Annotated in this window: 10 protein-coding genes; 6 read left to right on the forward strand and 4 right to left on the reverse strand. The window is 37.1% G+C overall.

Annotated features, from left to right (window positions below):
- The first annotated feature begins 222 nt into the window (after positions 1-222).
- The 3 genes from Q1K34_RS16090 to Q1K34_RS16100 are packed head-to-tail and all read left to right on the forward strand — an operon-like array spanning position 223 to position 2,237.
- Positions 223-1,299: an NAD(P)-dependent oxidoreductase gene (locus tag Q1K34_RS16090; protein WP_300441188.1), complete on the forward strand. Its 1,077-nt coding sequence runs from the start codon at positions 223-225 to the stop codon at positions 1,297-1,299.
- Between the two features lies 1 nt (position 1,300).
- Complete coding sequence (locus tag Q1K34_RS16095) at positions 1,301-1,864, forward strand: vitamin K epoxide reductase family protein (RefSeq protein ID WP_300441190.1); 564 nt, start codon at positions 1,301-1,303, stop codon at positions 1,862-1,864.
- Between the two features lies 1 nt (position 1,865).
- The gene (locus Q1K34_RS16100; protein ID WP_300441191.1) at positions 1,866-2,237 is read left to right on the forward strand and encodes an SPW repeat protein; all 372 of its coding nucleotides are present in this window, start codon (positions 1,866-1,868) and stop codon (positions 2,235-2,237) included.
- A gap of 81 nt (positions 2,238-2,318) precedes the next feature.
- On the opposite strand, the gene lpdA is transcribed toward Q1K34_RS16100, so the two are convergent.
- The 4 genes from lpdA to Q1K34_RS16120 all read right to left on the reverse strand — a co-directional run bounded on the left by lpdA (position 2,319) and on the right by Q1K34_RS16120 (position 8,398).
- Positions 2,319-3,722: a dihydrolipoyl dehydrogenase gene (lpdA, locus tag Q1K34_RS16105; protein WP_300441193.1), complete on the reverse strand. Its 1,404-nt coding sequence runs from the start codon at positions 3,720-3,722 to the stop codon at positions 2,319-2,321.
- A gap of 20 nt (positions 3,723-3,742) precedes the next feature.
- Positions 3,743-5,209 (reverse strand): 2-oxo acid dehydrogenase subunit E2, encoded by a 1,467-nt coding sequence (locus tag Q1K34_RS16110; RefSeq protein WP_300441195.1) that lies wholly within the window; start codon positions 5,207-5,209, stop codon positions 3,743-3,745.
- Positions 5,210-5,235: 26 nt separating this feature from the next.
- Positions 5,236-7,899, reverse strand: a complete 2,664-nt coding sequence (aceE, locus tag Q1K34_RS16115) for a pyruvate dehydrogenase (acetyl-transferring), homodimeric type (protein WP_300441197.1) — start codon at positions 7,897-7,899, stop codon at positions 5,236-5,238.
- 298 nt (positions 7,900-8,197) lie between these two features.
- On the reverse strand, positions 8,198-8,398 hold the full coding sequence (locus Q1K34_RS16120; protein ID WP_300441199.1) for a dodecin family protein: 201 nt from the start codon (positions 8,396-8,398) through the stop codon (positions 8,198-8,200).
- Positions 8,399-8,815: 417 nt separating this feature from the next.
- Here Q1K34_RS16120 and Q1K34_RS16125 point away from each other — a divergent pair, with 417 nt between their 5' ends.
- The 3 genes from Q1K34_RS16125 (at position 8,816) to Q1K34_RS16135 (ending at position 11,924) form a co-directional block, all read left to right on the forward strand.
- Positions 8,816-9,106 carry a hypothetical protein gene (locus tag Q1K34_RS16125; protein ID WP_300441202.1) on the forward strand — a complete coding sequence of 97 codons (291 nt, stop codon included), beginning with the start codon at positions 8,816-8,818 and terminating at the stop codon, positions 9,104-9,106.
- Between the two features lie 50 nt (positions 9,107-9,156).
- Positions 9,157-9,609: a hypothetical protein gene (locus Q1K34_RS16130; protein WP_300441205.1), complete on the forward strand. Its 453-nt coding sequence runs from the start codon at positions 9,157-9,159 to the stop codon at positions 9,607-9,609.
- 1,265 nt (positions 9,610-10,874) lie between these two features.
- Positions 10,875-11,924, forward strand: a complete 1,050-nt coding sequence (locus tag Q1K34_RS16135) for a helix-turn-helix transcriptional regulator (RefSeq protein ID WP_300441208.1) — start codon at positions 10,875-10,877, stop codon at positions 11,922-11,924.
- Positions 11,925-12,491 lie beyond the last annotated feature (567 nt).

Raw genomic sequence — 12,491 nt, forward strand, 5'->3', positions numbered from 1 at the left:
GCGATAGTGCTTAATTTTTAAAGTCGAAGCAGTTGTAAGATAATTAACGGAAGATTTAGGTTGATACTTAAATTAATGAATACGTAATATTTTTTAAAATATAGTTTGTCGGCTTTGATTCTAATAAAATTGCGTTAATTCATGATTAAGAGGCTCATAAATTTTTGGGTTCATACCACTTATTTCTAATTTTATATAGATAACATAAAAAGATGAATGGAGATGGATCAAATTATTGAGCACGACAAAACCGGCGCGCGAAACAAGGACAAAGAAGTGGTAATAATTAGTGGTAGTAGTGGCCTCATAGGGTTTCCGCTAATTGAAAAACTTGCTAAAAATTATCGCATCATAGGATTGGATAGATTAGGGCCTCCTTATCCGCCGCTTCAGGCTGAATGTGTGAATTTTGATATCACTGATGAAAGAAAGATAGACGCCGCCATGGAAAGGATTAGATATGGCTACGGAAGTAAAATTGCTTCGGTAATACATCTGGCGGCTTTCTACAGCTTTAATACAAAGGATAGTCCGGGCTATGATGAAATCAATGTAAAGGGGACTAGAAAATTTTTAAATCAATTACAGGATTTTGAAGTAGATCAGTTCATTTTTTCAAGCTCAGACCTGCTTTATAAACCCACCGAACCTGGAAAAAAAATCCACGAAGATTCACCTATTGGGGCTAATTGGGGATATCCGGAGTCTAAAATCAATACCGAAGAATTAATAAAGGAAAACAACGAAAATATCGATACTGTATTTCTTAGGATTGCCGGAGTTTATAACGATGAGGGGAATTCCATTCCTATCACTCAACAAATTAAAAGGATTTATGAGAAAGAACTGGTAAGCCATTTCTACTCAGGAGACGTTACTCATGGTGATGTATTTGTGCATATGGAAGATGTATTGGATGCAATTGTTAGAACGGTAGAAAGAAGGAAAAAACTACCTCATGAAATAGCGATCAATATCGGCGAACCAGAAACCCCTTCCTATAAGGAATTGCAAGACAGGATAGGAAAACTAATTCATGGAGAAGAGTGGGAAACTTATGAAATGCCTAAGAGACTGGCTAAAGCAGGAGCCTGGATAAGGGATCTTGTTGGAGATCCTTTTATCAAACCCTGGATGATAGATCGGGCAGACGATCATTATGAGTTGGATATAAGCCGGGCGAAGGAATATTTAGGATGGCAACCTAAACACCGCTTGATGGATTCACTTGAAAAAATTATTGCCGACTTAAAAAGAAATCCTGAAGAATGGTACAAAAAAAATAATTTAAAATCCTGACATGACTAAAGATGCACAAATGATACCGCCAGGTTGGGATTATAACCCCGCTACCTGGTCTCAACGTATACCTATTGTGATCCTTGCCTTAATCGGGGTTTTGATTGCCGGATATCTCTCATTATATCAACTTGAGTTAATAGATTCTGTTTGGGAACCATTTTTCGGAGACGGAAGTGTGACCATTTTAAATTCTCGAATCTCTCATATACTGCCAATACCAGATGCAGCTTTAGGGGCATTTGGATACCTGGTGGATGCTGTTACTGGAGTGATTGGAGGACAGGGGCGATGGAAAAAAATGCCGTGGATCGTAATTGTATTTGGACTTGCGGTAGGACCTTTAGGTTTTGTAAGTGTGATGCTGGTGGTGTTTCAGCCGGTGCTTTTTTCGGCATGGTGTACACTTTGTCTTGCATCTGCAGTTATTTCTATAGCGATGATAGGTCCTGCTATGGATGAAATGCTTGCCAGTTTACAATACATGCAAAGGGTAAAAAGGTCTGAAGCATCTACATGGAAAGCATTTTGGGGAGTTCAATCTGAAATTGAAAAAGTAAATTAATATGTGGGCAAGAATTTTAAATACAATATTAGGATTATGGGTGATGGTAGCTCCGGGAATATTTAACTTTTCTGAAGCAGCGACAGACAATGGACATATTGTAGGACCGGTCATTGTAACTTTTTCAGTAATCGCTTATTGGGAAGCAACCTTAAGTCTTAGAAAGTGGAACTATCCTTTAGCTGTCTGGCTTCTTTTAGCACCGTGGATCCTCAGTTATACGAACACTATAGCTATTATAAGTGACATGACGGTAGGCATCCTGGTTATTATATTTGCCTCTGTTTCGGGAGATGTAAAGAAATCTTATGGAGGAGGCTGGGCCTCACTTTGGCAGAAGAACCCAGATCATATACAAAAAGCTAAAAATTAAAACTTTTCTGAAATACCTTTTTAAAATAGAATTTCTATTTTGTAAAATCTTACAGATTAGAATTTCATAAGCCGTGAAAAATTAAGAAGAAATATGGGTAGGGCTTCCCGAAAATATTTCGGCAGCCTCCATGATGGTTTCTGAAAGTGATGGATGCGGATGTATGCTCAAAGCAATATCTTCAGCAGTGGCGGCCATTTCAATAGCCAAAGAAATTTCAGAAATTAAGGAGCCGGCATTTTTTCCGGCCACGCCTCCACCCAATAACCTTCCCGTTTTCTTTTCTACGATGAGCTTGGTGATCCCATGAGGACTTCCAACAGCGACAGCGCGTCCCGAAGCACTCCACGGAAATTTCAATACTTTATAATCAATTTCCTTCTCTTTTGCTTCATTTTCCATGAGTCCGCACCAGGCCATTTGGGGATTGGTAAATACAATAGCGGGTATGGAGCGTGCATCAAAAGCTGCTCCTTTTTTGCCCGCAATAGTTTCTGCAACTATCTTTCCTTCATAATTAGCTTTATGTGCGAGCAGTGGTTCTCCGGTAAGGTCGCCAATAGCAAAAATGTGGGTGTTTTTAATATGACCTTGCTTATCTACTTTCAAAAATCCATTTTCATCCGGTTTAATTCCGGCTTTTTCCAGGTCCAGCGTCCCCGTATTGGGTTTACGGCCCACAGCAACCAACACCTGGTCAAATGTTTTTTTACTGGCTTTTTTGTCACTGCTTTTTAATGTCACTTTTACCTTTTCCTTTTCAACAGAAAGCTCTTCCACTTTAGTATCGAAATATAAATCTTTAAAAGGCTGTTCCTTTTCGAAAATCTTTACCAGGTCAGGATCTGTCCCGGGAAGAAATCCGGAGGTCATTTCAGCAATAGAGACTTTGGAACCCAGGGCTGCATAAACACTTCCCAGTTCCAGGCCAATATACCCGCCACCAATGACCAACATCGTTTTTGGAATGTTGTTGAGGTCCAGCGCATCTTTAGAATCGATTACCTTTTCGTGATCAATTTCAATATTAGGTAATTCCATATTTACAGAACCTGTGGCCAGAATAAGGTTTTCAAATTTCACTTTATAAGCTTCTCCTTTAGCAGGTTGTATTTTTAACTCACTTTCAGAAATAAACCGGGCGGAAGCTTTTATATATTTAATATTTTTTCCTTCGGCGAGTTTGCCAAGACCTTTTGTCAGTTTTTTAACAACCCCCTTTTTCCATTTCTGAATTTTCTTTACCTCAATCTTTGGCTCTTTAAATTCTATGCCCCATTCCGCAGCTTTCATCGCTTCCTGTTTTACTTTTGCGATATGCAGCAGGGCTTTTGAAGGGATACAGCCACGATATAAGCATACACCGCCGGGATTTGCCTCGGGATCTATCAAAGTAACTTTTAAACCAAGATCTGCTGCCCGAAACGCAGCAGCATAACCTCCCGGTCCTGCTCCTATAATGACTAACTCTTTCTTTTTGGACATAGTAGTGGGTAATTTTGTAGTTATGCGCCTAATAGGGCTTCATAAGGATCTTCGAGAGCCCGGGAAATCCAGTGTAAAAAGCGTACCCCTTCGGCGCCGTCTATCATGCGGTGGTCATAAGAGAGGCTTAAGGGCAACATATCCCTTGGCTCCAGGTCACCATCCACATAAACCGGTTGTTTTTTAGCTCGTGAAACGCCAAGAATGGCAACCTGTGGATAATAAACTATGGGGGTAAAATTAGTGCCTCCAATCCCTCCAAGGTTGGAAATCGTGAAATTACCTCCTTTCATCTCTTCTGAAGACAGCTTTCCAGCGCGTGCTTTTTCAGCTAGTTGGGTAATTTCTTCTGAAATTTCTATGATCGTTTTTTGATCTACATTTCTAATTACCGGCACCAGCAGTCCTTTCTCAGTATCTACCGCAATCCCGATATTCACGTATTTCTTCAGGATCATTTCCTCATTTTCCATATCGATGCTGGCATTGAATTTTGGAAATTGCCTCAGGGCGGTGGCAGCAAGTTTGGCCAGAATAGCGGTAATGGTAATTTTTGTCTCTGCTTTTTTCTGCAGTTTTTCCATATGTATTTCAATTTCTGAAATATCTGCTTCGTCAAATTGAAATACATGGGGGATATTACTCCAGGCTGCTGAAGTGTTTTTTGCAGTGGCTTTCCTTATTCCGGAAAGCGGTTTTCTTTCTGTCTCACCCCATTTACTGAAGTCGGGCAAAGAAAGTTCAGGGCTAGATTTCTTTTGGTTATCATCATTTGAGTGGTTTTTTACATCTTCTTTGCTAATTCTGCCATTTTCACCACTGCCTTTTACCTTGCTAATATCGATTCCCAATTCCCTGGCCAGCCTTCTCACTCCCGGAGCCGCCGGAACATTTTCGCCTGTTGCCCTTTTTTCTTCTGTAGTATCTTCTTTATCAGCATCTTTCTCCTTTTTCTTTTCTGATTTTTCTTCAGACTCTTTTTCACTTTCTTCTTCAGACTCTTTCTTTTCCTCTTTTTTTGAATCTTTATCTTCAGAATCCTGATTATCTTTTTCAGACTTCTTAACTTTTTCTTCTTCGGAATCGTCTTCAGAATCTGCCTTATCTTTATCTTTAGAGCTATCTGAATCTTTCTCTTTTTTACTCTTTTCCTCTTTCTTTTTATCTCTAGCCTCAGCTTTCTCTTCAGAATCTTCCTCTGTATCTTCTTCTTTTTCCTCTTTACTCTTTTCCTCTTTTTCATCAGAGTCTTCAGCCTCCAGTTCCAAAATCACATCTCCAACTTCTACCTCGTCACCTTCGCTTACTGAAATAGATTTTACTGTTCCCGCCTGGGGACTTGGTATTTCCACCGAAGCTTTGTCTGATTCTACAGCAATGATCGACTGATCTTTCTCTATACTATCTCCTTCCCTGACCAGAATTTCTGTCACGGTTGCCGATTCTACACCTTCTGCTATTTGCGGGATCTTTATTTCTTTGGCCATGCTGGTAATTTTTTTAGTTTTTGGACTTATGAAGTCCTCGGGTTTGGTTTTTTAGGATCTATATGTAATTTTTCTGCCGCTTTCTTAAGATCATTTGATTTTACTTCTCCCTGGAGGGCAAATTCGTAAAGCACCGTATAAACAATGTGGGCTGCATTCACTTCAAAGAAATCGCGTAATTCTTCCCTGGCATCACTCCTGCCAAAACCATCGGTGCCCAAAACGCTTAATCTGTGAGGGAAATATTTGGCAATGCATTCCGGCAGGGCTTTAACATAGTCGGTCGCAGCAACAAAAACCCCATCTTCGTCTTTAAGACTGTCTTCAATATAGTTAGTTTCTTTATTAATCTGCGATTTTAACCTGTTCTTACGCTCGGTATCCTGTGCATCGTCATACAAAGCTTTATAGCTGGTAATGCTCCAGATATCGGTACGCACATTATGATCTTTTTCCAGGATTTGTGCAGCTTCCAATACTTCTTTCATAATAGCACCACTACCAAAGAGATGTGCTTTCTTTTTATATTTTTTAGAAGTTTTTTTGAAACGATACATTCCTTTTAGAATCTTTTCTTCAACTCCTTTTGGCATCTCAGGCATGGGATAGGTGTCATTTCCTATGGTCATATAGTAAAAGAAATCTTTTTTTTCGGTATACATTTCTTTCATACCTTCTTTTACAATGGTGGCTACTTCATAAGCAAAAGCAGGATCATAAGCTTTAAGATTTGGAAAGGCAAGAGCGAATAAATGACTATTGCCGTCCTGGTGTTGAAGACCTTCTCCGGGCAAACTCGTTCTTCCGGAAATGCCTCCTATCAAAAAACCTTTGGCGCCGGCATCTGCTGCAGCCCAGATAAGATCTGCAGTCCTTTGAAAACCAAACATGGAATAAAAGAAATAGAAAGGGATCATATTAAGTCCCTGATTTAGGTAAGCGGTACCCGCAGCAATGAATTCGCTAGTGCAACCAGCTTCGGTAATTCCTTCTTCCAGGATGACGCCTTCTTTTGATTCTTTATAAAATAGTAAACTGTCCTGATCTACGGGCTCATATTTTTGTCCGCCTTCCGCATAAATTCCTGCCTGTTGAAAAAGTGACTCCATTCCAAAAGTCCTTGATTCATCAGGAATAATAGGGACGATATATTTTCCAACATTTTCATCTTTAAGTAACTTGCTTAATATTTGAACCAGTACACTGGTGGTAGCAGCTTCATCTTCTCCTGAACCTTTAAAAAAATTATTGAAAAGATCATCATCTGGTGATTTTAAGGATTCACTTTTATCTTTTCTCTTCGGAATAAAACCGCCGAGTTTCTCGCGATGCTTTTTTAGATATTTCAATTCCTCGCTGTCTTCTTCCGGCCTGATAAATGGGATTGTCTCAAGATCATCATCAGAGATTGGAACATTAAAATAATCCCTGAAATGCTTTAATCCCTCTTTTTCCATTTTTTTGGTCTGGTGCGAGACATTGCTGGCTTCCCCGGCATCTCCCTGACCATATCCTTTGATGGTCTGTGCAAGGATCACCGTGGGTTGTCCCGTATGTTCTACCGCTGCTTTATAGGCGTTAAAAATCTTAATGGGATCATGGCCGCCACGTCTTAATTCCTTCAATTCTTTATCTGAAATATTCTTTACCAGGTTTTCCAGGTCTTCGTCGCCCTCAAATAAATGTTCTCGCATATAGGATCCGGGCTCAAAAGCGAATTTTTGAAGCTGCCCATCGGGTAACTCATTCAGCTTTTTAAGCAGCTTGTTTTTTTTATCTTTTTTAAAGATGGGATCCCAATCGCTGCCCCATAAAACTTTTATTACATTCCAGCCGGCACCCTTAAAAGTACCTTCCAGTTCCTGGATGATCTTTTGATTTCCCCGAACAGGCCCGTCCAGTCGTTGGAGATTACAGTCTACTACAAAGATTAAATTGTCCAGTTTATCTTTTGCTGCAATGCTAAGGGCGCCCCGGGATTCAGGTTCATCCATTTCACCGTCTCCTAAGAATGCCCATACTTTTTGCTTAGTATCCTCAGTTAAGCCACGATGTTCCAGGTATTTATTGAATCGTGCCTGGTATATGGCAGTGATGGGAGCTAATCCCATAGAAACCGTAGGATGGTTCCAAAATTCAGGCATTAACCTGGGATGTGGATAGGAGGTAAGTCCTTTTTCAGACTTTATTTCCCTACGGAAATTTTCCAGATTTTCTTCATCCAGCCTGCCTTCTAAAAAAGCTCGCGAATAAATACCCGGCGAGGCATGTCCCTGATAATAAATATGATCGCCTGCTCCTTCATCTATTCCTTTAAAAAAATGGTTGAATCCTACCTCCCATAAGTTAGAGATGGAAGCATAGGTAGAAATATGACCACCGATTCCTGCACTTTTTTTATTCGCTCTGGCTACCATGGCCATGGCATTCCATCGAATCATTCCTATAAGTTTTTCTTCTATTTCAAGGTCACCAGGATAGGCAGTTTCAGATTGGGTAGCGATGGTATTAAGATAAGGAGAAATTATGTTGTCGTCTGGACTAATCCCTTTTTTAAGAGCTTCCGTCTTTAAAATATTAAGGATTTCTTTGGCCCTTTCGGGTGATTCATTTTTTAAAATCCATCGGAAGGAATCCAGCCATTCCTGGTTTTCGGTTTCTATTTCCCTAGATTTATCTTTTTGAGCCATGAGTTAATTAAATATGATTGGTTAGGTGGGATCGTTGCAGAGGTTGTAATAAAAAAATCCTGTATTTTTTCTTTATTCCCAAATTTATTTGAGTGCGAATCTTCGATTGCAGGAATTCAATATGTACTGGATATATATTGAAGATTTTGATACAGGTTCAGAATAGTATCAACACGCAATTTAAAAATATAAAGTGCCTGGAAATAGAGAGGAGAATTAAGAGGTTTTGCCAAAGTCTTATCCACTCTTAAAAAAATCTCACCCGTCTATTTTCAGGCAACTTCATTATATAATCTTGTTAGTTAATAGTAAAGGAGATTTTAGCGGTAACTCCATAAGATACGATTGCGCCATCTTCTACCTTGGCATTCATATCTTTCACATATACAGATTGAATATTTTTCACTGTTTTTGCAGCTTCTTTAACTGCTTCTTTAGTAGCTGCTTCAAAACTTTCACTAGAAGTTGCCAGAACTTCGATCACTTTTACAATACTCATAATTTTTGAATTTTAAGGTTAAAAAAACTTTGTGTTATGAAATTAGAGTTTATGCATTTGCATTTCAAATGATTAACATAAGATTAGTTGGAAATGAAAAAGTTAGGTTAATTTTTTGCTTTAGTATCTGGTATAAAATTTACTTAAGAATTTAGCTAATAGAAAGTCTCGTTATTTTTGAAATATCTCATTATTTTAACATTGTGATTTAATGGGTAAAAATCAGTGACTTCAAATGAAGGAGAAGATTTTGTAGGAGGAATATTTTAATAATATGCTTAACGGTAGTTATTTACGACGTAAATATTAAAATTTTCCCAAAATACCTTTTGTGTCATATTTTTGTGCTTTTGTGATTTTAATAGCTAACGTCCTTGCTTAAATTCGAGGATAATTTAATAAATCGACCAAAAAATTATGAAATCACAAGATTCACTTCACGTCGTAAAATGCCTGAACAGGTTAAAGGAAAGGTATGAGCTTTCACAGCAGGAGTTGCTGGAATTGAAAAGAATTAAAAACTGTATAATTACAAGTATCGCCTTTACTGAAAATGGTGGGTTTGACAGGGAGAACGGTGAATTCCACGAGGAAGAGAGAGAATTTAGTTATAAAATTCGAATTAAATACCGTGTGGATGATCTTGATGAAGAAAAAATCCTGGTGATGGTGCCTATCCAGGAAATTCCTGATCAATTGGTTTCTTAACACGCTTAAAATTGCCCCCTCCAACTTTAAAGATTTCTAAAATCAATTTAATGACCAGTCAGGTATATATATTCTTAAAAGAACTTTATCACTTTAATTGTGAGAACACTTCTTTTTATTACAATGCATCTTTATATGTACGCCGGGCTTTTACAAAGATATTTTTTGAGCGCCTGTATTTACAAAAAGATTCTTTTTGTGCGGCCCTTAAGATTTTACTTCTAAAATATCAGGAGAATGATGAAAACTTTGTTTTTGATGAGGTTTCTCACAAATCAGACTCCAGGGATTTTCACTTTTTGATCTTCAATTTATACAGAAAGGAAATACTTCGGGAATGTTATAAAAGGGAATTAAATGCCTTAACTACCTATAGTTCTATTATAGAAAATATAGAAGATTCTCAAGCCAGGGAAATTCTTTACGAACATAGGCTTCAGATTACCCAGGTTATTTCTGAAATGAAATTGACCGGAATAGACAAATATTTAATTAATATATAAAAAAGGAGCCGGGTCTTGTTCCACTGTATCTTCGGTACGGTGAATTACTCCTTTAAGCTTTCATTGAATATAGTCGGTTTCAAGAATTTTCTTTATTCTACCATTAGTTCAGATCCTGTAAATAATTTCTATAGTTACTGAAACACGATATTTAAATCTCGAATTAATAAGTAACCATCTTAAACAATTTTCACTTCGTGTATTAAATTTTTGATCTGAGTTCACTTTTGGTAGCCATAGCCGTAACACGATTAATTAGCCAACTAACTCATATGAATATTTCTTGAAATTAACGTGTTTTTGTTATTATTATTCCCAATACAGCTAATGCTTAAGGCTTTAAATAAATATTTTTGATCTGTAGGTTGATTTAGTCTTTACGACTGAATTATCAATTGGGGACTGAAAAGAGGTTATCGCAAGATAACCTCTTTTTTGCATTTCTATTTTTATGTAAAAATCAGTGGTGTCCGAGAAAAATCTTAAAAAAAGAACCTGAGCCCGGTATTTTAATGGTTTGATGCCTTTGTTACCATATATCTCCTGCTTATACAAATTTTTGAATTGAGCCATCCTGTGAAAAACATAGTTTCAAAATTTATTATTTTTATTTACGCTCAAGTCTAGCTTCTATTGTCTAAAAGAGAAGCGGTCTAACCGAACATGGGTGATAAAAAATGAGAATTTCCTATGCTAGATAATTTTTTACCATGGTTTTCAGGTTTACGAAATAAGAATTCAGCACACAGCCTCTCCTTTTTTAACTGAAAAAAAATTTTTAGCAGCCATAGCCGTAACACGATCCGTTAGCGAACTAACTCATATGAACATTTCTTAATTTTACGCATTTCTGTTACTATCATTTTCATTACAGCTAAGCCTGAAGGTGTAAAAGAAATATATTTGAAACGTAGGTTAATTTAGTCTATATGACTGAATTTATCAATTGGGGACTGAAAAGAGGTTATCGCTAGGTAACCTCTTTTTTGTGTCAAAAATTGAGAAGTGAATTTGTAAAAGATAAAATTATTGATTTAGTATAAAACGAGTGTCAAAGCTTGTTTCAAAGCTTTTTCTAATTTAAGATAGCTCTATTTACACCTGAAAGAAAGCTAATAATTATCGGAATGGTTGGGGTATTAAATATTAAGGTTTGTTTAGCAAATAACAAAATAGCACCAAATGATAACAATATGGATTCTAAATAGCTTCAGAGCAAAATCTTTCCTTTGTTATTGCTTTATTTTGGCAAAAATTTAAAAGAATTGAAGCTTACTATTAAATCATACAAGATCAGGGATATTATCAAAGATTTTTCCCTTGCTTTTAGATCCAGGCCTGTATCGGAATATAATACTCATGAAGTAATGATATCCCCGGGATTGGGAGAAGGTAAGATTTATGGAATGAATTTTAACGATGGTCTTGGATTGATTAAATATGAAGGTAAATTTAAAGAAGACTCTGAAGTAATTTTTGAAGCAGGAATTGCTTCACGACTAATTTTTTTATTCAATTTAGAAAGTACTTTAAAGCTCAAAATTGATGGCTTCGAGGAAAAAATTGAATTAAATAAATTTCAAAACTGTATTCTCGCAATTCCGGCAAGGATAAGTTATACCATTCATTTTTTTGCTGAGGAAGCTTTCGAGCTTAACTGCCTGGAGTTAATACAACCCCATGATGGAAATAAAGCACTTCAGCATGATAATCACTGGGAGCAGGTATTACATTTATTACTTGAAAATAGTAATGATCACCATGCATATTGCCATCAGGGTAACTACAGCCTTAAAACCGTAGATCTTTTCAGGGAAATGGAATCTTTCGAAAAGGATGGGGTGCTGAAACATTTATTTTTTGATGCCAAGGCGCATGAAATTCTGGTACAGCAGCTTCTTAGATATGAAAATGATCTGGAAAATCCGGTTCAAATAAACAGGAATATGGCCCTGGAAGCAGAGTTTATTGCCAATGCTTCAGTAGTTTTAAGGAATAATGTGGGCAGTATAAATACCGTAAGGAGCCTGGCCAGGATGACGGGAAGTAACAACAATAAATTACAGGCGGGTTTTAAACGATTTTACGGGCAAACGGTAAATGAATATCTCAATACGGTGAGGATGCAAAAAGGAAGGGATTTTTTAATTAATACAGAATATAATATCAGCGAGATCGTAGATAAAATAGGCCTTAGCAGCAAAAGCTATTTTTCAAAGATCTTTAGGGAACAATACGGCCTAAGTCCTTCTGAATTTAGAAAAAAAATGAAAGAAGCTTCTCAGGAAATCTCACAAACCTATCATCTAAAATAAGCCCCGGGAATAATCCTAATTAATATGCAGGGTGACAATGCTGGTTTTTAGAATTACCGTCATGCTGAGACCCATGATAAAAAAATTTCTAGCGTAGGAAATTGATTATTTTACAGCGGTGTCCGATAAAGATTTTAAAGAACGAACCTGAACCTGGTATTTTCAATAGATAAAAGCTATTACCGCTATCTATACCCTGCTTTTACAAATTTTTAATTTTGGCATTCTTTGAAAAGAACAATTTTAACCTTACTTTGTTTATCAGTGAGTTAGGTTCCAGTCTTACTTTTAATATCTAAAAGCGAAGCGGTCTAGTTTCTTTAGCCGAACATGAGTGATTATTTTATTAAGATACGTGTTCATTTTTTCCATTGATGAAAAATTCTGCATTCCTCTCCCTTTGGTCGTCGGATGCATTCAAAATCCAGGCTTACGAAACTCTATCTAAGTTTATCGTTCAGCACCTAAATTTTAGGAACTCGCTATTGAGAGGTATTTTTATAGAAAATTTATTTAGCTCAAACAGCCTAAAATTTCACGGTGCTGACACTTCAAATTTTACGATAA

The organism is Christiangramia sp. (assembly GCF_029937855.1).
GTDB lineage: Bacteria > Bacteroidota > Bacteroidia > Flavobacteriales > Flavobacteriaceae > Christiangramia.

Excerpts from the sequence above, each read along its gene's own strand:
- Q1K34_RS16090 (WP_300441188.1), top strand. The coding sequence starts at position 223 with ATGGATCAAATTATTGAGCACGACAAAACCGGCGCGCGAAACAAGGAC.
- Q1K34_RS16095 (WP_300441190.1), top strand. The coding sequence starts at position 1,301 with ATGACTAAAGATGCACAAATGATACCGCCAGGTTGGGATTATAACCCC.
- Q1K34_RS16100 (WP_300441191.1), top strand. The coding sequence starts at position 1,866 with ATGTGGGCAAGAATTTTAAATACAATATTAGGATTATGGGTGATGGTA.
- lpdA (WP_300441193.1), bottom strand. The coding sequence starts at position 3,722 with ATGTCCAAAAAGAAAGAGTTAGTCATTATAGGAGCAGGACCGGGAGGT.
- Q1K34_RS16110 (WP_300441195.1), bottom strand. The coding sequence starts at position 5,209 with ATGGCCAAAGAAATAAAGATCCCGCAAATAGCAGAAGGTGTAGAATCG.
- aceE (WP_300441197.1), bottom strand. The coding sequence starts at position 7,899 with ATGGCTCAAAAAGATAAATCTAGGGAAATAGAAACCGAAAACCAGGAA.
- Q1K34_RS16120 (WP_300441199.1), bottom strand. The coding sequence starts at position 8,398 with ATGAGTATTGTAAAAGTGATCGAAGTTCTGGCAACTTCTAGTGAAAGT.
- Q1K34_RS16125 (WP_300441202.1), top strand. The coding sequence starts at position 8,816 with ATGAAATCACAAGATTCACTTCACGTCGTAAAATGCCTGAACAGGTTA.
- Q1K34_RS16130 (WP_300441205.1), top strand. The coding sequence starts at position 9,157 with ATGACCAGTCAGGTATATATATTCTTAAAAGAACTTTATCACTTTAAT.